The organism is Microcoleus sp. ARI1-B5, from assembly GCF_036705795.1.
Classification (GTDB): Bacteria; Cyanobacteriota; Cyanobacteriia; order Cyanobacteriales; family Microcoleaceae; genus Microcoleus.
This window is the reverse complement of the sequence record NZ_JAUBVK010000017.1, coordinates 131,887-155,787: the sequence shown is the minus strand read 5'-3', so window position 1 is coordinate 155,787 and position 23,901 is coordinate 131,887. Positions and strand designations below refer to the sequence as shown.

At 46.0% G+C, this 23,901-nt stretch carries 17 protein-coding genes; 9 read left to right on the top strand and 8 right to left on the bottom strand.

Translation table 11 applies throughout. The features are described 5' to 3' along the window. Positions 1 to 305 precede the first annotated feature (305 nt). Both QUB63_RS22865 and QUB63_RS22860 read right to left on the bottom strand, forming a co-directional pair. Positions 306 to 5,501, bottom strand: a complete 5,196-nt coding sequence (locus tag QUB63_RS22865) for a PAS domain S-box protein (RefSeq protein ID WP_332947616.1) — start codon at positions 5,499 to 5,501, stop codon at positions 306 to 308. Positions 5,502 to 5,931: 430 nt separating this feature from the next. After that, entirely contained in the window at positions 5,932 to 7,224 is a 1,293-nt protein-coding gene (locus QUB63_RS22860) for an ATP-binding protein (protein WP_332947615.1), read from the bottom strand. Positions 7,225 to 7,263: 39 nt separating this feature from the next. Between QUB63_RS22860 and QUB63_RS22855 the strand changes: the two genes are divergently transcribed. Further along, positions 7,264 to 7,515 (top strand): hypothetical protein, encoded by a 252-nt coding sequence (locus QUB63_RS22855; RefSeq protein ID WP_332947614.1) that lies wholly within the window; start codon positions 7,264 to 7,266, stop codon positions 7,513 to 7,515. Between the two features lie 75 nt (positions 7,516 to 7,590). Here QUB63_RS22855 and QUB63_RS22850 read toward each other — a convergent pair whose 3' ends face one another. Together QUB63_RS22850 and QUB63_RS22845 are read right to left on the bottom strand one after the other, a co-directional pair. Then, a complete protein-coding gene (locus tag QUB63_RS22850; protein ID WP_332947613.1) occupies positions 7,591 to 9,909 on the bottom strand; it encodes a tetratricopeptide repeat protein in 2,319 nt (772 codons plus the stop codon). Between the two features lie 85 nt (positions 9,910 to 9,994). Further along, positions 9,995 to 10,174: a hypothetical protein gene (locus tag QUB63_RS22845; RefSeq protein WP_332947612.1), complete on the bottom strand. Its 180-nt coding sequence runs from the start codon at positions 10,172 to 10,174 to the stop codon at positions 9,995 to 9,997. A 59-nt stretch (positions 10,175 to 10,233) separates the two neighbouring features. On the opposite strand from QUB63_RS22845, the gene QUB63_RS22840 reads away from it, so the two are divergent. Further along, complete coding sequence (locus QUB63_RS22840; RefSeq protein ID WP_332947611.1) at positions 10,234 to 13,740, top strand: glycosyltransferase; 3,507 nt, start codon at positions 10,234 to 10,236, stop codon at positions 13,738 to 13,740. Positions 13,741 to 13,977: 237 nt separating this feature from the next. Beyond that, entirely contained in the window at positions 13,978 to 15,306 is a 1,329-nt protein-coding gene (locus tag QUB63_RS22835; protein ID WP_332947610.1) for a GH39 family glycosyl hydrolase, read from the top strand. Positions 15,307 to 15,571: 265 nt separating this feature from the next. On the opposite strand, the gene QUB63_RS22830 is transcribed toward QUB63_RS22835, so the two are convergent. Both QUB63_RS22830 and QUB63_RS22825 read right to left on the bottom strand, forming a co-directional pair. Further along, positions 15,572 to 15,871, bottom strand: coding sequence for a contact-dependent growth inhibition system immunity protein (locus QUB63_RS22830; protein WP_332947609.1), 300 nt, complete (start codon positions 15,869 to 15,871; stop codon positions 15,572 to 15,574). Further along, the gene (locus QUB63_RS22825) at positions 15,868 to 16,407 is read right to left on the bottom strand and encodes an RNase A-like domain-containing protein (RefSeq protein ID WP_332947608.1); all 540 of its coding nucleotides are present in this window, start codon (positions 16,405 to 16,407) and stop codon (positions 15,868 to 15,870) included. Before QUB63_RS22825 ends, QUB63_RS22830 begins: the two co-directional genes overlap by 4 nt. Positions 16,408 to 16,655: 248 nt before the next feature. On the opposite strand from QUB63_RS22825, the gene rfbF reads away from it, so the two are divergent. The 5 genes from rfbF (at position 16,656) to QUB63_RS22800 (ending at position 21,637) form a co-directional block, all read left to right on the top strand. Beyond that, positions 16,656 to 17,432 carry a glucose-1-phosphate cytidylyltransferase gene (rfbF, locus tag QUB63_RS22820; protein WP_332947607.1) on the top strand — a complete coding sequence of 259 codons (777 nt, stop codon included), beginning with the start codon at positions 16,656 to 16,658 and terminating at the stop codon, positions 17,430 to 17,432. A gap of 264 nt (positions 17,433 to 17,696) precedes the next feature. Then, on the top strand, positions 17,697 to 18,758 hold the full coding sequence (locus QUB63_RS22815) for an acyl-CoA dehydrogenase family protein (RefSeq protein WP_332947606.1): 1,062 nt from the start codon (positions 17,697 to 17,699) through the stop codon (positions 18,756 to 18,758). Positions 18,759 to 18,878: 120 nt separating this feature from the next. Then, entirely contained in the window at positions 18,879 to 19,610 is a 732-nt protein-coding gene (locus QUB63_RS22810; RefSeq protein ID WP_332947605.1) for a cyclase family protein, read from the top strand. A gap of 151 nt (positions 19,611 to 19,761) precedes the next feature. After that, positions 19,762 to 20,508, top strand: a complete 747-nt coding sequence (locus tag QUB63_RS22805; protein ID WP_332947604.1) for a DUF1995 family protein — start codon at positions 19,762 to 19,764, stop codon at positions 20,506 to 20,508. A 367-nt stretch (positions 20,509 to 20,875) separates the two neighbouring features. Next, the gene (locus tag QUB63_RS22800; protein WP_332947603.1) at positions 20,876 to 21,637 is read left to right on the top strand and encodes a metallophosphoesterase family protein; all 762 of its coding nucleotides are present in this window, start codon (positions 20,876 to 20,878) and stop codon (positions 21,635 to 21,637) included. A gap of 295 nt (positions 21,638 to 21,932) precedes the next feature. On the opposite strand, the gene QUB63_RS22795 is transcribed toward QUB63_RS22800, so the two are convergent. Beyond that, positions 21,933 to 22,784: a M48 family metallopeptidase gene (locus tag QUB63_RS22795; RefSeq protein WP_332947602.1), complete on the bottom strand. Its 852-nt coding sequence runs from the start codon at positions 22,782 to 22,784 to the stop codon at positions 21,933 to 21,935. Positions 22,785 to 23,054: 270 nt separating this feature from the next. On the opposite strand from QUB63_RS22795, the gene QUB63_RS22790 reads away from it, so the two are divergent. After that, positions 23,055 to 23,579 carry a DUF4330 domain-containing protein gene (locus tag QUB63_RS22790; protein WP_332947601.1) on the top strand — a complete coding sequence of 175 codons (525 nt, stop codon included), beginning with the start codon at positions 23,055 to 23,057 and terminating at the stop codon, positions 23,577 to 23,579. 118 nt (positions 23,580 to 23,697) lie between these two features. Here the strand turns inward: QUB63_RS22790 and QUB63_RS22785 are convergent. After that, positions 23,698 to 23,901, bottom strand: a 204-nt coding sequence (locus QUB63_RS22785; protein WP_332947600.1) for a hypothetical protein, incomplete at its 5' end; no start/stop codon positions are given.

The window sequence follows — 23,901 nt, the reverse complement described above, 5'->3', positions numbered from 1 at the left end:
TCTCTCAAAAACTCTATTGTCAAAAAATAGCCGAAAACCCCCGCGACTTCAGTCTCGGGATGAAAGGTTACTTTACACTTTAGTTTACCAGAAAATTCTTGTTTGAAATAGTACAAAACACGGCCAGATGGAGCCACAGCAGGCGCTGCTCAAAATCTCTGCTGTCCCCAAAGATATCTGGCCTTTAACAGCAGTTGCATTAAGGGTGACTGTTGGAGATTTATTTGGTTGTTTGATAGACTTCACATTGTATAGGCGGGGTTTAAACCGCCCGCTCTTCTCCCGGAGCAATTACCAATTACCAATTAATTACCCTCGATATACTGCTTTAAAATCTTCCTAATTTGTTTGAGCTGAAATCCCTTAGCAAGTTGGCGCAGCTTCGTGGCAAACCGCACTAATTTTGGTTCCAAACTTTCCAGCTTAGCAGTCTCCTCAAAAATTTCTTCAATGTCGCCCATAGCTGCGAGTTTCAAAATTTTTGCTACCGACTCAGAAGCTGCAGGTAACAGAGCCGAACAAGCAGGAAAATCAGATGCTGGTGACAAACTGGGAGTTGTCCGCTTTGTGCTTTCCGAAGATTCCTCGTAAATCCATTCTAGTCCCAAATGCACTCGCAACTGTTCCAGAAAGTGATTGGCTTCGATCGGCTTGGGAAGAAAATCATCCCACCCTGCAAGGAGGCTCTCTTGCTGCGCCGACTCGAAAACGCTAGCTGACATAGCGATTAACACGACATCTTTTAATTCCGGCAACTGCCGCAGTCTCCTTGCAGTTTCTAAGCCATCCATTAAAGGCATCGGCAAATCCATTAAAATCACATCCGGTTGAAATTCGACTGCTTTGCAGAGGCATTCTTGACAGTTTTGAGCCTCTACAACTTCAAATCCCAAACGCCCCAGCAGCCTCCACAACAAATCGCGATTTTGTTGATTGTCGTCCACAATTAGGACTTTCCGCTTGTTGCCGACAAAACCGACCAGCCAGCGTTTGTCCCGCAATGGAGACACCTCCAAGTACCGTTTGGCTGCCGGCAATTCTAAATCCAGCCAGAAAGTGCTGCCTTTTCCAAAAGTGCTGTTGACGCGAATTTCGCTGTCCATCAGTTTGGCTAATTTCTGGCTGATAGAGAGACCCAGACCCGTACCTTCAACAAATGTATTGCCTCCTACTTGGTGGAAGGGCAAAAATATTTCTTCTAACTTGCTTCGGTCTATTCCCGTGCCGGTATCCTCTATTTGAAAGCGGATTTTTAAAGGGTGTTTGGCTGCGATCGCATTGTGGGCGAAGCGCATATAATTTTCTTTCAGTTCCGAACTCAAAAGCGAGAATTCGTAATTTTCTCCTTGGCCTCGACTCCAGGCCCCCGTGCCGACATAGCCGACTTTGAAAGTCACTCCGCCGCTCTGGGTAAATTTAACGGCATTGCTGAGTAAATTTATCAGAATTTGGCGCAATCTTTTTTGATCTACACGGACGCAGCTAGGCAAGGGAGATACTTGTTCGTAATTGAAAGAAATTCCTTTTTGAGAGGCGCGCATCTGAAAGAGGTCGGCAATGTTTTTCGTGAATTTTAGAAAATTTAACTCTTCCGGGTAGAGTTCCATTTTTCTAGCTTCGATTTTGGAAAGGTCTAAAACATCGTCGATTAACATCAGCAGGTGTTCACCGCACTGTTCAATGTTGCTGAGACTTTCTTGGTGATCTGAGCTTAAGTTTTTGTCGGTTTTGAGGATTTGAGCGTAACCTAAAACGCCGTTTAAAGGCGTGCGCAGTTCGTGGCTCATGTTGGCGAGAAATTCGCTTTTGGCGCGGTTGGCGGTTTCTGCTGCTTCTTTAGCTAATTGCAGGGCTGCTTCTGCAAGTTTTCGATCGGCAATTTCGGTTTGTGCTTGTTCAAATAGCGTCGATTGCTGGATCGCGATCGCCAATTGCACGCACAATTGCCGGAGGGATTCTATTTCTGACGAATCCCAGGAACGGGGGCCGCTGCAATCCTGGGCGATCAGCAGTCCCCAGAGCTGACTTTCTGCGGTCGGTGGGGCCATAGAAATGCTTTCTCGTGCTTTTAAAATCGGCAATATTAAGTTAGCTTTTACTTCAACTCCTTCGAGAAATTTAATGTGGCATTCCGTCAGATTTTCCCGGTAAATATCTTCCATAGCTCGAATACAGCCTTGCTGGTAAATCTCAACAAATTTCTCTCTAAAACAGCCGTCAAGATTGTTAAAGTCTCGCAGCGAAATTCGATTGTGTGCCACGGATTCCACAACTACAACGCCGCTCCAGTCGGGATTAAAGCGGTAAATAACTGTGCGGTCTGTTTGCAAAAATTGCCGCACTTGTTCGACAGCAGCGGTGAGGATTTCTTCTAAATTGAGGGAGGAGCGAATGCGATCGAGCATGGCAACTACCAGCCGTTCTCGCCTTAATTGCTGCAACAGCACTATCTCGGCTTTTTTGCGTTCGGTGATGTCGGTAATTACTCCCACTAGCCCGATTAAATTGCCAATTTCATCTTTAATGCAGTCGGCGCGAAATAAAGTTGTTACCAGTTCGTTGCTTTTAGTTTTGATTTTGAGTTCGCCTTGCCAAGATTTGCCTTTACGGATCGTTTTAAACATTTCTAGCAGCACTTGAGTTTGCGGGTAAATTGCCGTTGCTCCGCCTGCTGTGTTCAGTTCTTCTGCTGTGTAGCCGTACCGCTGAATAAAGGCTTGATTGTGGTAGATCGATCGCCCTGTCAAGTCAGCAATGCCGATCGCGTCGCCGGTGCTTTCCACGGCTTGAGTAACTCGCAGCAAATCTAATTCTGCTTGTTTGCGATCGCTAATATCAGTAATAGTGCCGATATAGCCTTTAATTTCCTGCTTGTCTCCGATTTCTGCAATTGCCTGACCGATCACCCAAATTACGCGACCGTCTGGACGCTGAAAGCGGTATTCTGATTTAAAAGGAATTTTCTCAATAATTGCTCGACGCCATTCATTTTTTACCCGCTCGACATCATCGGGATGTATGGCATTCATCCAGCCAATTTCTGCTGCTAATCCTGCGTTTAATCCCGTAATTTCGCTCCACCGTTTATTCACATAAAGGCAATTTCCCAAGGTGTCGGTATGGAATATGCAAACTGGCGACGCTTCTGCCAAAGTTTGATAGCGGCGCTGGCTCGCTCGCAGTGCTGATTCTACTTGTTTTCTTTTGGTGATATCGCGGACGATCGAAATTATCTCGCCGCCTGCAAGCATTGTCAGCGACAATTCTTGAGGGAACTTAGTACCGTCGCTGCGCTGACCGCTCGCTTCTATATTGCAGTACCCTTTTTGCAGGAGTACCGGCATTATTTGTAGTTCAAAAAATAGATTTTCTGCTTTGCTGTAGAGCATTTGCCATTTCTTCCCATACAGTTCGCTAGTGCTAGCCAAGCCGTACATTTTGAGATAAGCGTCGTTTGAATAAATACATTCTTTATTATCATTGAAAATGGCGATACCGTCATAAGCAGCGGTCATTGTTACTGCTTGTCGCTGGAGTTGGGACTCTGCTTGTTTGCGAGATGTAATGTCGTGACCGACTGAGTAGATTAAACCTTCTTCGCTAAATGGCGATGCCGTCCACAGCAGGCATTTGTAAGAACCATCTTTGCACATATAGCGGTTTTCAAAGGAGATACTGGACGTACCGGCTATGAGTTTTGCCCCTTCGGCTGCGGTGGCTTCTCGATCGTCTGGATGAACAAATTCGAGCATCGGCTTGGCAAAAAGTTCGGCGCTGCTGTAGCCCAGGGCATTAGACCAAGCCGGGTTTAATCGTCTAAAATAGCCGTCAAAACCGACAATGCAAAGCAAGTCTAAGGAAATCGTAAAAAAGCGATCGCGCTCTGTTTGTGCCTGCTTTAACTCAGTGATATCGATCGCTAAACCGTCCCATAGAATATCGCCTTCGCCGCCAGATTGGCTCTGATTATTGAGCCTTTCCGGTCTCGCCGCTCCTTGCAGCCACTTAACTTTTCCCGATGGCAAAATCTGCCGCCACTGATGCTGCCAAGGTTGCAAAGTAGCGGCTGAAATTGCGATCGCGGCTTCTAAATCTAAGCGATCGTCTTCGTGAATGCCACTGAAAAACTGTTCGGCATTTTGCTCTATTGCTTCTGCCTCTAATTCGTACAGTTTGGTGCTGCCAGAAGAGACGTAGGGGAAAGACATTTTTCCACTTGCTGCCATTCGGAATTGATAAATTATTCCGGGCAGGTTAGCTACCAGTTTTTGAAAGCGAGCTTCGCTTTGTTCCAGGGCTCTTTGCTGCCGTCTGTATTCGCTAACATCTCTAATTGTGCCAACTATTACTTTACTGCCGTCTGCTCTTCTAAAGACGCTTTTATTGGTAGAAATGATGTGTTCTTTCCCTGCGGTGTCTGTGAAGTTTTCTTCAGTTTCCAAGCAGATATCCCTAGTCAATACTTCTTCATCTTTTCTCCAAAAAACATCAGCTTCCGATTTGGGGAAAAAGTCATAATCTGATTTGCCGAGCAGTTCTTGCCGCGATTTGCCGATCAACTGACAAAAAGCATCATTTAATATCATCCAGCGGTGCTGCTCGTCTTTGACAAAAATTGGGTCGGGCGTAGCATTTATGGTGTGGTTTAAAAATTCTTCTGACGCTTTCAGTTTGGCTTCGTAGCGGTAGCGATCGCTCACGTCCAACACTACTTCGATCGTCCGGTCAATAGACCCGTCTCGGCCGCGGATGCAGCGCAGCGAAACTCGCGTGTGAACTATGGAGCCGTCTTTTCTGAACCACCTTTTGTCTGAGATGTAACCGTCTATCGTACCTGCTAACATCTGAGACAATTTTTCAAAATTTGCCTCAAAATCCTCTGGATGAGTCAACTCCAGCGAATGCTTTTTCAGGAGTTCGTCGCGCTCGTAGCCGAGCAAATTGCACAGCGCATCGTTAACTTCTATCCAATGGCAATTTTCACCAATTGCGGGGTCAATAATTGGAGCGACGATGGCAATTCCGATCAGGGAATTTTCGACCACCGAGCGATATTTTTCTTCGCTTTTTCGCAAAGCATCTTGACTGTTCTGGCGTTCTATGGCGTAACGGAGCGATCGAATTAACAGTTCGCCGTCGATTTTTGTTTTGACTAAATAATCCTGTACGCCCACCGAAATCAACCGCAGGGCAAGCTCTTCGTCGTTTTGGGCGGTCAAAACTACGATCGGCACATTTACCCCGTACTCTTGTATCCGAGCCACCGTCTCGATGCCCAGACTGTCTGGCAGTGAAAGGTCTAATAAAATTATGTCAAAAGTTTCTTGATTCAATCGCTGCTGTGCTTCGCTGAGGCGCTCTACTTTCGTCAGCAATATACGCTGCCGATCGCTAATTCCTGACAGCAAATCTTCAATAAGCTCAGCTTCCTGAGGGTGATCTTCTACTAACAGAACCTTGAAGCAGGTAGGAGGTACAGCTAAGTTAAAAACTGCATTCATAATATTTGTTAATCAAAAGTTTTGTCAAGCTAACTTGGATTTCATCTTATATTGCCGGGGCCGTTATTGAATTGCACCTACACATACATCGGCGGTCAGTCGATTTTAGATTTTAGATTTTAGATTTTAGATTTACTTGCAGCGCAGTGAATCTGCGAGCTTGAACAAGAGTCTAAATTTTGGGGCTTTCCACGACGATTGTACGTGGCACGGTATCCGTTTTTGGGCGGGGTCTGATTGCGGTGTGAGCGAGCGCTACAAAAATTGTGTTTAAGAGTTATAATTCTATCACGAACTTACTCGGATGTCAACGCGAAACATTTTTTATTCTCACTATAATTTAACTTCTACCTTCTAGCTTCTGCCTTAAAATATAGGATTTAATTCAGCTTCCCCTAGCTTCTAGATAAGTGCCTGCACGATGTCTCGATTAAGCGAGAGTAAAGTGAAAAGTTGAACCTTGACCCGGTTCCGACTCCACCCAAATACATCCGCCGTGACGTTCCACAATCTTTTGACAAATTGCTAAACCAATACCTGTCCCAGTATATTCTCTTTGAGTGTGCAAGCGCTGGAAAATTTGAAAGATGCGTTCTTGATGCTGCGGAGCAATGCCAATTCCATTATCAGAGACAGAAAATGACCAGTTTTCCTTTTGTTTGCAAGCGGTAATATGAACCACCGGCGGTGCATCGTGGCGATATTTAATCGCATTGCCGAGTAAATTTTGAAAGAGCTGTACGAGCTGAGAAATATCCCCCATTACCGCTGGTAATTCGCTTACGGTAACAACTGCTTGAGTGTCGCGAATCGCCCCTTGCAGGTTGGCAATTGCTTGCTCGATTGCGTGATTGCAATCAGTCATTTCAAAAGGTTTTCGACTCCTGCCAACTCGCGAATATTCGAGCAAATCGTCAATTAAAGTTTGCATTCTCCTGCAGCCCTGAACGATATTGCCGATAAACTTAATAGCTTGGCCGTCGAGTTGGTCTTTGTAGCGTTTTTCTAAAAGCTGAGCGTAGCTAGCAATAGTTGCTAAAGGCGCTTGCAAGTCGTGAGAAGCTACATAAGCAAATTGTTCTAGTTCCGCATTTGAACGCGCCAATTCTTGGTTAGATTTTAAGAGAGCAGATTCGGCGCGCTGGCGGTTCGATATCTCTTGTTGGAGGAGCAAATTTTGCTCTTGCAGGGCTTTTTCAACGGCGAGGCGGTTGCTGATTTCTTCTTGCAGAATTTGGTTTTTTTCGTGAAGGGTTTTTTCAACGGCTAAGCGGCTGGTGATTTCTTCTTGAAGCAGCACATTTTGTTCTTTTAGCTGCTTTTGTAAATTCCGCAGGGTGAGGTGACTTTCGATGCGGGCTAGCACTTCTTCAAACTGAAATGGCTTGCTAATGTAGTCAACTGCTCCCACAGCAAATGCGTTTACTTTGTCGAAGACTTCATCTTTAGCGCTGATAAAAATTACCGGAATTTCGCGAGTTTTTGCTTCGGATTTCAGGTGCTGACAGACTTCGTAGCCGTTCATTTCCGGCATCATTATGTCGAGCAAAATCAAATCTGGCGGATTAGAATTGCAAGCTCTCAGAGCCATTTGCCCGTTAATCACGCAGCGGGGCGCGTACCCCCGATGAGTCAACATCGTAGACAACAAACGCAGGTTTTCTGGCGTATCGTCTACTACTAAAATGTTTCGTAAGGGCGTCTCTGGTTGCTGATTGTTCATTGATTATTTTCCGGTTTTTACAAAAGATGTTTGCAGCAGATGTTGAAGGAAGAAGTCATCAGTCAAGAGTCATTAGTCATTGGTCATTGGTCATTGGTCATTGGTCATTGGTCATTGGTCATTGGTCATTGGTCATTGGTCATTGGTCATTGGTCATCAGGAAGACTGAAGAAGGAATTTTTCGCAAGGGTTGCAGTAATTAAGAACTTCCTAACCGTTTTGGGGGTTGCTATATTTTATTTGCTACTCAGGCAAAAAAGTCCGTTTTTAGTAGGAATATTGGGGAAATAGAATTAGGAATCTGCTCAGAAACTGATTTTTTTATTGTTGGCGCGCCGCCTGCTGTGATTGTTCGTTTACCAATCCTCAAACCCCCAGCAGCAGAGTCAGAGCATTATTGTACCAAGTCAATCCTTTATCTAAAACCTTAAATCCAGCTACTTTACACATAGATTCTAAGGCAGAAGCTGTAGGCAGCCACCACCAAGGGCCAAAGTCGTTGATATCAAAAACTGCTTTCTCAATTACTCCGAGAATTGGTGTGCCGTAGGTGTACTGCTGCCAGTAAGCTGTTAAGATAGCTCGTTCTGCTTCGCCCAAAGCGGGAATGAAGATTACCCCAGAAGCTGGAATTTCGTAGCGTCCCCGCTCGTTTTCTATAAGTTCTTGGGTAATAGCTGAAGTTAAGATTAAATACTGCCCTGTTATTTGACGCAAGCTCATTAAAATCTGCAAAGGGTGGGGGTGATGGTACAAAACTCCTGCACAGTGGACTACACCGTAAGGCTCACCAATTTCTGCAAGCTGAATCTGAGTTATATCTCGACTGATACAATTATAATTAGCAATATTTAAACTTGCCATGCGATCGCGAAAATCTTGCCAAATTTGTACGGATGCGGGCGTGACATCAATCATTGTCAGAGAAACTGCACCGTATTTGCTTGCTACAGATACTTTTTCGTTGACAGTTCCCCACAATCCCCCGACTTCTGCAAAAGTCTGATTTTTGACGACTCGGGCAATGTAGCGATCGCGAATATCGTCAGTCTCCAACTCTAATAATATAGTGCGATCGCCCGCCGAGTGCTTTTTTTCCAAAACTTCCGCCAATTTCCCGGATATTGCTGCATCTTCCGGCCGGATTTCTAAGGCCATCAAGTACAAAACACTCGCTTCGTCAAGCCGATCGCTCTCGGCAAACTTTTGGGCGATTTCGCAGTAAAATTCAGGAGCGTGCAGCGGCGGCAATTCGTGGTGATAGTAGCTCGTTGCGGCGTCGAAACCTGCCGGAACTCTTTTGATGAGAGCATCGCCCAATTTGGTGTAAATCTTCGGGAGATGTGGCTCGATTTGCAGCGCGCAAAGGTAAGCGGAAACAGCCTCGTTCCACTCGTGCAACTGGGTCAAAGCATCGCCTAAATTGTAATAAGACCAAGCCAGATTTGGATTGAGTTCTATAGCACAATGATAAGCGGTAGCTGCTGCTTTCCACTGCTCGGTTTTTAATAGCGCTTCTCCTAAATTGTGGTAAGTCCAAGAAAAATCGGGATTGAGTTCGATCGCCCGCTGGTAGGCGAAGGTTGCTGCCAACCAATCCTGGAGTTTAGCTAAAGTTAAAGCTAAATTATAATGAGACCAAAAGAATTCGGAATTAAGGGCGATCGCCCGCTGGTAGGCAGTCTCCGCTTCCGACCAATTTTCTATTTTAAAAAGTACATCTCCCAACTTGTGAAAAAATCCCGAATTATTTGGATCTAAGTCAACAGCGCGCTGGTAGGCGGCTGCGGCATCCGACCATTTTTCTAATTTGCTCCAAGCTTCGCCGATGCTGTAGAAAGCCCAAGAAAAATCTGGATTAATTGCAACAGCCGTGCGGTAGATAACGACGGCTTCTTGCCATTGCTCTAACTCCAACAAAACTGCGCCTAAATTGTAGTAACACCAAAAAGAATTCGGATTCAATTCAATACTTTCGCGATAGGCTGTTTCCGCTTCCCGCCAGAGTTCTTTGGCTTGCAAAACATTGCCTAATTTGTAATGAAATTCCGAAATGTCCGGCTGAAGCCCAATAGCTTTGCGGTAGTTAACAATAGCTTCGTCCCACTGTTTCAGCTCGCTAGCAGCTTCGGCTAATTTCCAGTAAGCTTCACAACAACTAGAGTTTAAATAAATCGTGCGGTGGTAACAAACCAGCGCTTTTTCTGGCTTGTTTTGCGCCAACAAAGTATTGCCCAAATCGAGATATTCTTCCGGTATTTCTCTCGGTTCGACAATCAGTGCTTGATACCAACAGTCTGCTGCTTCCTCAGCTTGACCGACTTCGGTAAATATGCGGCTCAAATTGCGGTAAAATCCTGCAAAGTCTGGTTGCAGGGAGATGGCTTTTTGGTAACAGCCGATCGCCTCTTGCCACTGTTGCAAACGGGCGCAGAGTGTGCCGAGGTTAGCAAAAGCTTCGGCAAAATCGGGTTTGTGGGCGATCGCAACTTTATACCAATACCGCGCGTCTTCTAGCTTACCCTGAGCTTGCAGCGCCTTCCCTAGGGTTTTGCAAGTCTCGGCGGAATCCGGGTGGGATGCGAGAATTTGGTGGCAAAGTGCGATCGCCCGATCCAACTTCCCTAAAGCTAAATATATTTCTGCCTGTTGTTGCAAATCAACCGCTGCTGTTTCTGAATTCACTTTTAACGTTCCTGTTTAGTAATAATTCCCTGTGTAATTGTAGAGCAAAACCTGTCTAATTTCCAAATCACGCACAGACATCTCCCTAGCTGTAAATACCGAACACCTGCACGGGATTTGTGCGATCGAACTTTAAGTTAATTTGCACGCAAGTCGAGGAAAAACCAATTTCGATTAAACTAAGATAGCAACCAGTTAAGTAAAGCCACCTAATAAAACGTAAAATACGGCTCGCGATCGAGCTTGCTGTGTATGTCTTCTTCACGCTTGACGACTTCCCTCTTCCTTCTTCCTTCTTCCTTCTACTTAACAGCGAGGTAAACAATGTCAGCAGCGACTCAGACACCGCAAGTCAGTGTAATTATACCAGCATACAACGGAGCTCGCTACATCGCGCAAGCAGTAGAAAGCGCGCTGTGTCAAACTTTTACAGATTTGGAGATTATCGTTGTAGACGACGGTTCGACGGATGAGACACATCAGGTATTGCAGCCTTATTTTGACAGAATTCGCTACGTATATCAAGAAAATCGAGGAGTAGCAGCCGCCCGCAACCGAGGAATTCAGGAAGCAAAAGGCGAATTCATAGCTTTTTTAGATCAAGATGACTTCTTTTGGTCAGATAAATTAGCAGCACAAATAGCCCTGTTTCGCCAGCAACCCTCCTTAGGAATTGTCAACAGCGGCTGGCGCATTGTGAACCAGCAAGGCGAGAAAATTTCCGATATAAAACCTTGGGAGTATTTCCCCAAATTAGACTTAGAAACTTGGATAGTAGAAATGCCCGTACTTCCCAGCGCCATGATGTTTTCGCGCCAGTGGCTAGAAATGGCAGGCGGGTTTAATTCAGAGTTTGATTCAGTAGACGATTCAGATTTAGTATTGCGTTTAGCCTTGTTGGGTTGCGAAGCAGCTTGGCTGCATCAAGTGACAGTATCCTACCGCCAGCACGACAAAAACGTATCAATAAAAAAAGCTCTGAAACAAGCCAATCTTTTTATTACCTTAAAACAGCAATTTTTCGCCAAACCCGATTTACCGCAGCACATCCGCGAGTTAGAAAATCCGGCTTTCTACGCAGCCTTGACTTGGATGGCGTGGCAATTGTACTATAGTAACTATCCAGTAGAGGCGGTTGACTTTTTCCAAAAATCTATCCAGTACAGTCCTTATCCTCTAAGACCAACAGTCACAGATTGGCAGAAACGTCTGAGTGCGATCGCTCAAACTTACGGAGTTACAATCGATTTTCAATCATTAAGAAACTTACCCGAATGGAAAAAAATAATGGCTAGCATACCTACCTCAAAAACACCGCGAGTCAGCGTAGTTATCCCGGCATACAACTGTGAACGCTACATTACTAGAGCTGTGGAGAGCGCTGTACGTCAAACTTACCAAGACTGGGAAATCATCGTCGTAGACGACGGTTCTACAGACAATACGAGGCAAGTTTTAGAGCCTTACCGCGATGTAATTCAGTACGTTTATCAGGAAAATCAAGGAGCAGCAAGGGCTCGGAATCGCGCTTGCGAACTTGCCAAAGGCGAATTCTTAGCTTTTCTGGATGGCGACGACTTTTTCCTGCCCGAAAAACTCGCCAAACAAATTGCTTGTTTTGAAGCTGACCCCACTTTAGGGATGGTACAAAACGGCTGGTTGATGGTTGATGAAACCGGAAAAGATATCTGCGCAACCATGCACTGGGAAGCCGTCCCCAATTTAGATTTAGAAACCTTTTTCATGTACAAAAGCGTGCGTCCCAGCGCCATGATGGTGCGGCGCGAGTGGTGGGAACGTTTGGGCGGTTTTGACCCTCGCTTTCCGCTAACAGAAGATTTAGATTTTGCTTTGCGTTTGGGTTTAAAAGGCTGCAAATGTGCTTGGTTGAAAGAGATATTAACCTGCTACCGCCAGCACGAGGGAAATTTGATGTCCTGCGGGTCAAGAATGATGCAAAATATGGAAAAAGTGATGGATCACTTCTTCGCTAGACCGGACGTGCCCGATCGCATACGCCAATTAAAAAATGCAGAACGTTACAAGTCTTTAGTGTGGACAGCGTGGCGGATGTACCGCGACGGATATTTGGAAGAGATGGTCGAATGTCTGAGAAAATCTCTGTACTATACTCCTTATAGTGGATCGGAAACTGTTTTTAAATGGTTGGAAACTTTTAGAGTTTCTTCGCAAGAATACAGCAACTATTTTGATGCCTATGCCTTAACCAATTTAAAAGAATGGCAAGACATGGTGGTAGAGGCTGTCAACAATACCTATCAATTGCAATCAACGCCTAGTTCAATTGGCCGCCAGCTTGCAGGACACGTACTCCTGTACGCAGAAGACCACGGAATCGGCGGTTTGGCGCAGTTCAACCACTCGCTGCTTTGCAAATTAGCAGCCGACGGCTACCGAGTTACTAGCGTGCAAACTAAAGCTTCTAATCCTTTAATTGCCGAACAGCAGCAGCTAGGTATCGAGCATATTTGGCTGGAGTTCGATACGATGAGGGAGTTTTTGCGAATTGCCTACAATTGTACGGATGCTGAAAGAATTTATGCGGAAGCTAAACCGGATTTAATTATATTTAGCGATGGCTGGCCGATGGCAAATTTTGCTGCGAAACAAGTTGCTATCAAACAGAACATACCTTACGTAATTACTCTCGGTTATATCGATCGCACTTATAAAAATTTCAACCGCGGCGATCGAATTCCCTATTTCGATGCAGTCTCCTACCAGTACAATTTAGCCAAAGCGGTAATCGCTGTTTCCCACGAGAATTTAAACTTGTTCAAGAGTTTGTTTAAAATGCCTCGGGAATGGGGCAAAGTAATTTATTACGGCAGGCCGGACAGTTATTTTGAACCGCCCAATCTTTCAACCCGCCAACGCTTGCGCCAAGAACAAGGAATCCCCGAAGAAGCTGTCGTTTGTTTCACGGCGGCGAGACTGACTCCAATTAAAGGATATCAGTATCAATTGCAGGCGATCGCCAAACTGAAAAATCTCCCAATTTGGCCGCAGCTATACTTCGTTTGGGCCGGCCCCGGTTCCACCACTCACGACAATATGGAGCCGGAATTGAGAGCAACTGTCAGCCAATTAGGAGTCACCGAACAAGTTAAATTCTTAGGCCAGCGGTGGGATATTGCCGATTGGTTGGACGCCAGCGACATCTTTATTTTATCATCCAAAGCAGAGGGAATGCCGCTAGCAGTGATGGAAGCAATGGCTAAAGGATTGCCAGTAATTGGCACAGCAGTCAGCGGCATTCCCGAAGAGTTGGGAGACACTGGAAAGTTAATCGCCGATCCGACAATTGACCCGCAACAGACAGCACAAGAGTTAGCTGAAACGGTAGAACTATGGGCCCAAAATCCCGAAGTGCGGAGGCTGGCAGGACAAGCTTGTAAACAGCGAGCCCAAGAACTTTTTAAGGAAGAACGGATGCTTGTGGAATACGCAGAAGTTATCGCACAAGTTCTATCTGCTAGCAGCCATCGAGACAAATTTGCGATCGCCCCCAAAGTCCAAAAGCAGATCGAAAAAGTTGACATTATGCTCCATTACTATTATCTAGTATGGCAGGCTTGGCAAGCTTGGACTCGCGGGGATATGTCTGGGATGGTTGAGAAGTTGCAGTCAGCTTGGAAATGCACGCCATTGTTGACCAGCGAAACTATCTTGAGTTGGATCGTAAATTTTGTTGCCTTATCTTCGGAAAAGGGGATTCAACTCGATACTTACTCGCTAATTCATTCAGAAGCTTGGCAAGAATTGATGGAATTCGTACAGGGTTTTGAAGTTCCTTTGTCTGTTCGTTAGGACTTTTTGAGGAGCGATTCCTGAAAATCGGTTTGTAGCCAGGACTTTAGTCCTTATTAGCTAAAATATTCGAGAGAGGACTGAAGTCCTCACTACAAACCCTAGAGAAAATAGGTTTGATCGTTCGGACTTTAGTCCTGATTGCCTAAAATATTTTAGAGAGGACTGAAGTGCTCACTACAAACCTACTAATGTTTGTGATTGATTTCTGTTTTTCAATTTGCCACCAAATGCAATATGCAATTCACCTTCAAGTTCAAACCTATTAATAAGCTGCTGCCAATTTGCTTAGCTGTGGTAACTCTCCTGTTAATCGCGTATTTTGGCCAGCAGCCAACTATCGCCCAAATTCGATCGAACGTCACAGTCGATTTTGGACAGCCAGCCACCGGCATCACCTCCATGAGCGGCATCTTGCACGGAATCGACCCCAGCAAGCCCCCAGATAGCTCGATCAAACCGTTGCAGCCGAAGCTGTGGCGCGCGGGAAGACTCGATATTTACGATCGAGTAATCGCCAGCGGAGCCGAATTTCAACTATTAGTTAGCGACCTCTGGGGCTACGGCACCAACCCCAAAGGCTGGCCCTATCAAAATTACCCCGCGTGGGAAGCCTTCATCCGACAGTTGGCCCAGCAAAATAAGGGCAAAAAAATTATTTGGGATATCTGGAACGAACCCGATTTAGCAAATCCGTTTTGGAAGGGAAGCAGAGAACAATTCTTTGAAACTTACAAAAGGGCTTACAAAATCTTGCGGGAAGAATTGGGGCCGTCAGCGATGATTGGCGGGCCGAGCATCACCACTTACAACAAAGAATATCTCACTGCTTTTTTGGATTACTGCAAAGCGAACAAACTGGAAGTAAATTTCCTAGCTTGGCACGAACTAAACGATACGATAATTTTATTTGTGGACGACCACGTAATCGATGCCAAGCGCAATTTTCAACAAAGTGCCTTTTACAAGGAACTGAAAATGCAAAAGGTTTATGTCAACGAAATTGTCGGAGAATTAGCGCAGTATCAGCCGGGGGAAATTTTAGGTTATTTGTCTAACTTGGAGTATGCAAGAGCTGACGGTGCTTGCAGAGCTTGTTGGGATACAACAGTAGGTAAAAAAGTTAGTAATTGCTTCAATAATACGCTGAGTGGCATGGTCGTGCCTAATACTTTTGAGCCGAGGGCTGCTTGGTGGACATACAAAGCTTATGCTGACGGAGTGAATTCGCGGGTGCTGAGCCGATCGGATAACGATCGCCTTGTCGCTTTAGCCAGCAAGTCAAATCCTGAAGGTAAAGCACAGGTGCTTTTGGGTTATTTCGATCGCAATTATTCTTCAGCAACAACCGTTACCTTGAATCTTGCCAATTTGCAGCAGCTAGGTATTAAAAGCGGTCAAAAAGTTAGTCTGAAATTAGAAAAGATTCCCAACAATCTAGAAGGCGCTGTGCAAAAGCTGGTCACTGTTAAAGAAGAAAGTTTTTCGGTTGGTAGCAACAGCTTGACTTATGTGATTCCTAATTTCAATGTACATGAAGGTTATTTGCTGACTATCAAGCCCTAGATCCCCCCTAACCCCCCGAACCAAGGGGGGGACAAGAGTCTTCTCAAAGTCCCCCTATTTCAATGTTCATGAAGGTTACTTGTTAACGGTTAAGCCCTAGATCCCCCCGCAGGAAGAGCCCCCTACTCGACCCCTACTCCCCTTCTTAAGGGGGGGACAAGAGCGCTCAAAGTCGACCCCTACTCCCCTGCGTGATCGGGGGATTTAGGGGGAAGAAGCCTCTGCGAAAAGCGAGATTTCTCAATTTCCTAAAAACCTACAGAGTTTACCTGGGATTTGTCAAAGATTTTTGCACGGATTCCAACCATTCTCTGACGGTTTGATTCTCGGATTGTGGGTCGTAGTAACAGCCTAATTCATCGAGGAGGAATGTTTCTAAATCGGCTGGGGCGATCGGCATTTCTAGCAGTTTGCTGAGTTCTTGCGATGCAGCTTCAATACTTTCGGGCGGTTCGCTGCTGCGGTAGTTGTTGACTACATCGCTGGGAGTGTCAGCTTCTAGCGGCCAGTCTTGGTGAAAGTAGCCACTGAAAAATTGGGTTAAATGAGGAAATTGATTTATCATTCGGGATAAGCTGTGAGAATAAAGTATCCGGGAGGTAATTTGGCGTTGCGGTTGAGTACAATTCTCAAGCGAGATGCTGAAGTTGCTCTGGATGCGCGGCGGCGCAGAGTAATGCCAATGATTCTGTTGGCGTTATATTTGATTGTATAAGCATTGCCTCTTTTTTTTACCCAGGAGTCGATCGCACTTTGATTTCTGCTCATTGCTTCCCCAATGGCCGCTTCGGCGACGGAACGGTCACTAAAGGAAGATGCGGCAGAAATTCTCTTATCCTCTGCGAGTCGCTGTGCTAGTTCTGCTTCTGTTTTGCCAACGTGTCTTTCTAAAGTGTGTCCTCCTGCTGCTTCGTGAAAGTCTAATCCGCCGCCCGGTATGCTAGGCACAAAAGCCACGGTGCTTTGTGGTATAGTTGAGATTTCCGCTGCAAAAACCGCAGCGTAAACACCAGGTATTGCGGAGTGGAATAAGACTGTTATTGAGGCGATCGCGCACAGGATAGCTAAAAAATTTTTTAGGCGATAGAGTTTAATTTTCATTGCTATTTCGGAGCTTCAGTATAGTTGTCTACTGTTTTTATCTGCTTCCTACTTTAGCATGAGTTAGTTAGGAATTGCTTGCAACATTTAATTGCACGGTGCACAGCCCGCACGCTACTTTTATTTATAAGATTTTTTTTTTATGATTTACAAACCTTCACTGAATCTGAGAATTTGTTAATAATTCTTTGAAAAAATCACATATCATTGATGATAGATTAATTGATAAGTTTTCAAAAGGTGAAAAAATGCAAGTAGTTATCCTGGCTGGCGGTCTCGGTACTCGTCTGAGAGAAGAAACAGAATTTCGCCCCAAACCTTTAGTTGATGTCGGCGGGCGTCCGATTATTTGGCACATCATGAAAATCTATGCCCACTACGGCTTCCAAAACTTTATTGTGTGCTTGGGCTATCGCGGCAACATGATTAAAGAATATTTCCTGAATTATGAAGCCATGAACAATGACTTTACGATCTGTCTGGGACGAAAAAATAGCATTACCTATCAGGAGGAACATCGCGAACAAGATTTTCAGGTAACGCTGGCTGAAACTGGCGCGGAAAGCATGACGGGAGGGCGGGTAAAACGGATCGAAAAATATATCGATCGCGATAATTTCATGGTGACATACGGCGATGGAGTTGCTGATGTCGATATTGAGGCATTGATGGATTTTCACAAGTCTCACGGCAAGCTGGCAACTGTCACTACATTTCGCCCGATTTCTCGCTTTGGAATTTTGGATGTAGACAGCGATAGCCGCGTAGTAGATTTTTCTGAGAAACCTCAAATAGACGGCTGGATCAGTATTGGATATATGATATTTAACCGCCGGGTGTTTGAGTATTTGGGGGAAGATGACTGTGTTTTAGAACAGGAGCCGATGCAGCGTTTGGCAGCAGACGGACAGTTGATGGCTTACCGTCATGACGGCTTCTTCTTTGCGATGGATACTTATCGGGAATACAAGTATTTAAACGAACTTTGGGATGAAGGGAAGGCTCCTTGGAAAGTGTGGGAATAAGTTGGTTTTGGGGCTGGTTTTTCGGCCCGCATTGCCAAAGACAAGACGGCGGTTGAAACCGCGTCTACACAAAGGAAGTCTGCCTCCGCAGACTGAAGAAGCTAATATAATTTTAACCGCATTGTCTTCAACCCACGGAGGTGGGTTTTGTTTGTGTAGACGCGGTTTCAACCGCCGAGTCTGAAGATTCAACCCACGGAGGTGGGTTTTGTTTGTGTAGACGCGGTTTCAACCGCCGAGTCTTCTATAAAATCATCATAAAAAATGGATTTCACAAATATTCTAAATAGCACAGAAACTTACCTGAAAGAGTGCGTTGCACCCCGCGCCGAAATTATCGATAGCGACTCGGAAGCGCTGAAAATAGCAGTTGCAGAATTGGAAAATCGATCGCTCTTAGCGTTGCGAGTTCCCCAAAAATGGCGCGGCGCCGACATTCCACCGCAGATTTTTTACCAATATCAGGAATTGACGGCTCGATATTCCGGCGCTTTGTGTTTCCTGCAAACTCAGCACCACAGCGCAACTTCTATGCTTGCTCACAGCGACAATGAAATGCTAAAAAGCAGATACTTGCGGGCGATCGCCCAAAAAGAGTTACGCTTGGGTATTGGGTTTTCGCATTTGAGGCGATCGGGCAATCCGGCAGTCACCGCAACTCCCGCTAAAAATGGCTATTTACTCTCTGGGAATGTTCCTTGGGTAACAGGTTTTGGCTTGTTTCAAAAGTTTATTGTCGCTGCTGTACTTCCCGACAATCGCGCGGTTTTCGGTTTGCTGCCTTTTGTCAATATTCAACGCGAACACGGTAAAATAGCCTTCAGCGAAATCATGCAGTTAATCGCCATGAACTCGACTAATACTGTGACAGCAACTCTCGATAATTGGTTGTTGCAGGAATCGGAAATAATTGCAGTTAAACCTGTCGGGTGGATTGCGGAAAACGACAGCAAAAATATACTGAATTTTGTTCCGGCTACTTTCGGCTGTATTCGAGGGGGATTGGATGCAATCGCAGCAGCGGCGACAGCTAAAAATTCACCTTTGATAGCGGCGGCTTGCCAAAAATTAGAGCAAAAGCTCGATCGGCTAAAACAGAATTTCCTACAATCTAAAGATAGCTCAAAAGCCGAACAATTAGCGCTCCGAGCCGAAGCCATTGATTTAGCGGTGCGCTGCGGGCACGCTGCGGTTGCAGTTTCCAGCGGTGCGGCTAACGGTACGCTGCACCCGGCCGGGAGAGTTTATCGAGAGGCTTTGGTGTATACTGTTTCCGGGCAAACAAAGGATGTGATGGAAGCAACGCTCGATCGTATTCTCGGGTGATTCAATCGCTTTGAGATTTTAGTATTGTAGGGTGCGTCAGCTAGGATGATTTTCGATGAGAGTCGATCGGCTAATCGCGCTCCGCACCCTACCATTGAAATAACGTGAGTTTTTGTCCCGATGACACACAACTTTAACTCTAACAATTTAAAAACGATCGCCTACAGGCAAATTATAGACTTAACCCATGCAATTCACCCAAATATTCCCATCTGGCGGGGCGATCCGGCGACAGAATTTGCAACAGTATCTCAAATAGAAAAAAACGGCTATTTCCTGCGAAAATTCTCAATGGGAGAACACACCGGCACTCACATCAACGCACCCAACAGCTTTTATGCAGCAGGCGCGAGTGTTGATAGTTATGCGCCGCAGTCGCTAGTTTCGCCCGCAATTGCGCTCGACATTCGCGAGCAAAGTCTTGCCAATCCCGACTACACTTTAACTATAGATGATATATTGAATTGGGAACGGCAGCACAAATTTATAGAACCGGGAAATCTAGTTTTATTGTATACTGGATGGCAAGAAAAATGGGAGGACGAGGGAGCCTTTTTCAATCCTGACGAGCGCGGAATTTGCCACTTTCCCGGATTTGGGAAAGCAGCAACTCAATTTTTGCTAGAAGAGCGATCGATTGCCGGAATTGGAACCGACACTCACGGAGTCGATGCGGGACAAGATGAAAGTTTTGCTGTTAACAAACTGGTATTGCAAAAGCAGCGAATAGTCCTGGAAAATCTGGCAAATCTCGACTTGTTACCTGCGGCTGACTTCACTTTGGCGGTCGGAATATTGCGCCTTTTGGGAGGTTCCGGCTCGCCTGTGTCCGTGTTAGCTTTTGTGGCTTAAGTTGTTGCACATTTAAATTGTATATTCCGGGCGGCGTCGGCACAACTGCCCACTCATGGTTTGACAATTTATTGAGATCTAATTTAAATGTTGAGCGAGCTTGATGCGGTAAAATTGGATTGAGAGAAGTCGAGTAAAAACAATAAGATTAATGACAGAACTGCCCAAGGATCTCAACGATGCGATCGCCCAATCCCGCATTGCAACCGCCGCCGCCCTCTCGGATGGCAAAAATCTCCTGCAAGTCGAATTAGTATTTCCAGAAATCGCTCTGCAAGCACAGTCTATTACCCAACAATTTATCCCAGAATTTGAGGAAAGTTTCTCGGGGCTGAAAGTCTTTTTTCCCGATACCGGTGCTGCAGCCCTGGCGGGCCGCGACTGGGGAGAAACACCGTTTAAAGTGACTGATTTGGGCAGCAGCCGCACCCCTGTTGAAGATAAAATAGCACCGGAAGACGAACTGTTTTTGCTGATAAATCCAGCCGCCGTAGAAGTCGCGCAAGTCGAAAAACTCTACATAGCTGCGGCGGGCCGCCCTGTAATCCTGCTCAACCCGCGCCTCGAAGATGTTGCTACCATAGGTATAGGCTATGCAGGCCGCCAACTGCGCGATCGATTCCTCAACAAAATCGAATCCTGCTACTACATCAGACCCCTAGAAAGTGCGGCTTTATTCCGCTGCTACCCGCAACCCTGGCAAGTCTGGCTGGAAAAAAACGACCAATACGAATTAATTTCCGAAACTGCCGAAAAACCCGTCGGAGACAATTTAGAGCGGATTTTAGCCAAAGCTATGGGAATCGAAGAGCCCGACTCCACCGCACCTGCAAAACCGCTAAAAAAGAAAGGTTTTTTGGCAGAGCTCCAGACTTTCCTCAAGGCTTTGACTCAGTGACAGCAGTATTTTCGGGCGCGTCAGCAGCGCGTTATTTTCGACCTCGGCGATCGCCCCACTCCTGGACGCAACTGACAGATTAAAAAAGGTACGTTGTTGCGCCAAGAGCGCTCTTGGCGCAACAACGTACCTCAAAAATCCTTTGAGTGTTGTGACACTTGCGATCGCGAACTCGACCAATCGCTGACCCACCCTACAGCGTACTACAGCCTACGCAAACGGATACTGGCGAGCTTTACCAAATCTTTATATAAAGCAGTATAATGGGTGACACCCCTCCCCCGCCCAAGAAGGGAGGAAATAGCAGCAAAATCAGATGCTATAAGCTAGTAATTAAGATTTTGAGTCAGGGAAGCGGATAAACACAGTGGATCACCGGCGCATTGTTATTGGGGACGTACACGGGCATTACGACGGCTTAATGCTGCTGCTAGAGGCACTAGCCCCGGGATCGGACGATCGCGTCTATTTTTTGGGAGATTTAATCGATCGCGGCCCCAAAAGCGCTCAGGTATTAGATTTTGTGCAGCAAAGCCCGTACCAAACCCTGCTGGGAAACCACGAACAACTGATGTTAGATGCTTTGTCGGGGCAGCCGGTAGATATGCGGGCGTGGCAATCTTGGCTGTACAGCGGTGGCGATGCGACAGTAGCCAGCTACAAAGATACAGGGATGATGCCATACAAACACTTAGAGTGGCTGCGATCGCTCCCGACGCACCTGGACTTGGGCGATATCTGGCTGGTACACGCGGGCGTGCATCCGAGTATGCCAATTGACAAACAGTCGATCGAACAACTCTGCTGGATTCGCAAAGAATTTCACACAATACCAAAACCGTATTTTCCGAATAAATTAATTATCACCGGTCACACCATCACCTTTACCTTTGAGGGCGTCAGGCCCGGCGAATTAGTCAGGGGCCAAGGGTGGTTGGATATTGACACGGGTGCTTATCATCCCAAAAGCGGCTGGCTGACTGGATTTGACCTCAGCTACCGCAGAGTTTATCAAGTAAATGTGTTTAACAATCAAGTCCGAATTTTGCCCTTTGACGAAGTTGTCAGACAATTGAAGCCGCAGATTCCACTTCCGAAAGCTCAGATGAGTCCTGTTGTTCAGCAGTAGGGTTAAATTAAGGGGAAGTTGTAGGGTGCGTCAGCTTAAGTTCGATCGCCCTTCATCGAAATTGACCCACTTCTAACGCACCCTATCAACCAGATTTATTTCTTAACGAAAGCAAGAAGACGCTTTCATGCGCGAAGTTATACCAATTTTAAAAAAGAATGCAACAGTATTCTTGTTCCCCCCGCAATACAGCGGGGGGGCTAGGGGGGGTCGAAGAGTGTTGCACGATTTTAGAAAAATGGTATTAGAAAATAGAACAGAAGAGAAGAAATCGCCCTTGACAGATTTAGAATTTCTACGATCGCAACAGCCGGCGCATTTCCAGCTTATAATCGGCATTATTCAAACCTTCACCGCTAGCGAGATCCGGATCGATCGCCTGCTGCATAGCAGCAATCCGATCGCTAGTCGCCGGGTGAGTGCTCAAAATACTCGGGGGAGAAGGCTGATTCAGCAACTTTTTCATAAAATCAACCATCCCAGATTGAGCGTAGCCCGATCGCCCCATAGTTTGCAAACCCAACTGATCCGCCTCATACTCAGCTTGGCGGCTGTGCGGGCGGCGCAAAGCCAACTCCACCCCAATCTGCACCGCCTTAGAACCATCGAGCCCAGCCGCCGAAGCTACGCCAGATGCGATCGCCATTTGACGCATTTGTTTAATCGAGTGGCGAGCACTAATATGCGCGATTTCGTGGGCGATTACGCTTGCTAATTGGGCTTCATTGTCCGCCGCCGCCATCAAACCCTTATTCACATAAACAAAACCGCCCATTGTCGCAAAAGCATTAATATTGTCGTCGTCAATCACCTGAAAAGTATAAGGAATATTCGGGCGATCGCTTTGCTCTGCCAGCCGCTGACCGATGCGGTTGATATATACTGTAGTGGCGCGATCGCGATCGATCTTAAACTCGCTGTTCGCCAACTGCTGATTGATTTGTCGGCCAACAGTCACTTCTTGGCGATCGGACATATTCGACAATTGAATAACTTGAATGCCCCGAAAAATCAGTTCCGGCAAAGAAAACGCTTGCATCGGTTCCGGGGAAATCACCCAAATACCCGCAGCCACAATCACCGACAGAAACAGATAAATCCCCCGGCCGCAAGTATGCCGACAAGTCAACCAAAAACTTTTTAACATGACTGATAGGTGCCAGAAGTTAGATAAACTTTTAGGAAAAACGGGAAAACTCACTCAATAGGCAGACGAAATTTCAGGCTGCTTAGTTGCTATTTTAACTTTTTCACCCCCATCTCCCCATCTCCCCATCCCCACTCTCCCTATCTCCCCACTCTCCCCATCTCCCCACTCTCCCCCACTCTTCAAGTCCTGCGGATTTTGGGCGATCGTTGTGGTAATATCTTTTGGCTTGTACAGATATTCCTGTCGCTGTCCGTTTATAGGCGATTTATGAAAATTTTGGATTCTCAAGGCCGACTGTTCGGCAAACTCAGCATTCTAGACGTAGGTGCCGCGATGATTGTGCTGCTAGTTGCAGTCGGCATCTTCTTCTTTCCCGGCACATCCGGCGGTTCCGTCGCCCAAGTCGGCGCTAGTGTCAAACCTGTAGAGCTCGATGCAATTGCGATCGGACTCAAAGGAACGAACGTTCAAGATTTGTTCAAGCCCGGGGATAAAATTAATGTGGTGATCCGCAATCAACCCTCCGGTCAGATTACGATCAAATCTGTCAAAACCCTAACCAGAACCCTAGCAGTTCCCCAGCCCAACGGCACTCTCAAAGCTCTCCCCGATCCCAGAGAAGAAGAATCCTTCAGTAGAAATATGATGTTTACCCTAGAGGGAAAAGGTCAACTTACTGAAAACGGCCCGGTTTTAGGGAATACCAAAGTCAAAATCGGCACTACGCTAGAACTTGAAGGCAAAAAATACATTTTCAACGTCAGCGTCATCGATGTGCGAGTCAAAGAATAGTCAGTTGTCAGTTGACAGTTGACAGTTGATAGTTGACAGTTGACAGTTGACCTGTGACAGTTGACAGTTGACACTTGACCTGTGACAGTTGACAGTTGTCATTGGTGTCAGCTTCCGACTAAAATTCATGATAAATCTCGCTTCTAGCCAGTTGACCTGTGACAGTTGACCTGTGACAGTTGACCTGTGACAGTTGACAGTTGTCAGTTGTCATTGGTGTCAGCTTCTGACTAAAATTCATGATAAATCTCGCTTCTAGCCAGTTGACAGTTGACAGTTGACCTGTGACAGTTGACCTGTGACAGTTGACCTGTGACAGTTG

What these genes read in the sequence shown, in the direction of transcription:
- QUB63_RS22840 (WP_332947611.1), top strand. Translation starts at nt 10,234, where the DNA reads ATGTCAGCAGCGACTCAGACACCGCAAGTCAGTGTAATTATACCAGCA.
- QUB63_RS22865 (WP_332947616.1), bottom strand. Translation starts at nt 5,501, where the DNA reads ATGAATGCAGTTTTTAACTTAGCTGTACCTCCTACCTGCTTCAAGGTT.
- QUB63_RS22815 (WP_332947606.1), top strand. Translation starts at nt 17,697, where the DNA reads ATGGATTTCACAAATATTCTAAATAGCACAGAAACTTACCTGAAAGAG.
- QUB63_RS22860 (WP_332947615.1), bottom strand. Translation starts at nt 7,224, where the DNA reads ATGAACAATCAGCAACCAGAGACGCCCTTACGAAACATTTTAGTAGTA.
- QUB63_RS22825 (WP_332947608.1), bottom strand. Translation starts at nt 16,407, where the DNA reads ATGAAAATTAAACTCTATCGCCTAAAAAATTTTTTAGCTATCCTGTGC.
- QUB63_RS22835 (WP_332947610.1), top strand. Translation starts at nt 13,978, where the DNA reads ATGCAATTCACCTTCAAGTTCAAACCTATTAATAAGCTGCTGCCAATT.
- QUB63_RS22855 (WP_332947614.1), top strand. Translation starts at nt 7,264, where the DNA reads ATGTTGAAGGAAGAAGTCATCAGTCAAGAGTCATTAGTCATTGGTCAT.
- QUB63_RS22790 (WP_332947601.1), top strand. Translation starts at nt 23,055, where the DNA reads ATGAAAATTTTGGATTCTCAAGGCCGACTGTTCGGCAAACTCAGCATT.
- QUB63_RS22830 (WP_332947609.1), bottom strand. Translation starts at nt 15,871, where the DNA reads ATGATAAATCAATTTCCTCATTTAACCCAATTTTTCAGTGGCTACTTT.
- QUB63_RS22810 (WP_332947605.1), top strand. Translation starts at nt 18,879, where the DNA reads ATGACACACAACTTTAACTCTAACAATTTAAAAACGATCGCCTACAGG.
- QUB63_RS22795 (WP_332947602.1), bottom strand. Translation starts at nt 22,784, where the DNA reads ATGTTAAAAAGTTTTTGGTTGACTTGTCGGCATACTTGCGGCCGGGGG.
- rfbF (WP_332947607.1), top strand. Translation starts at nt 16,656, where the DNA reads ATGCAAGTAGTTATCCTGGCTGGCGGTCTCGGTACTCGTCTGAGAGAA.
- QUB63_RS22805 (WP_332947604.1), top strand. Translation starts at nt 19,762, where the DNA reads ATGACAGAACTGCCCAAGGATCTCAACGATGCGATCGCCCAATCCCGC.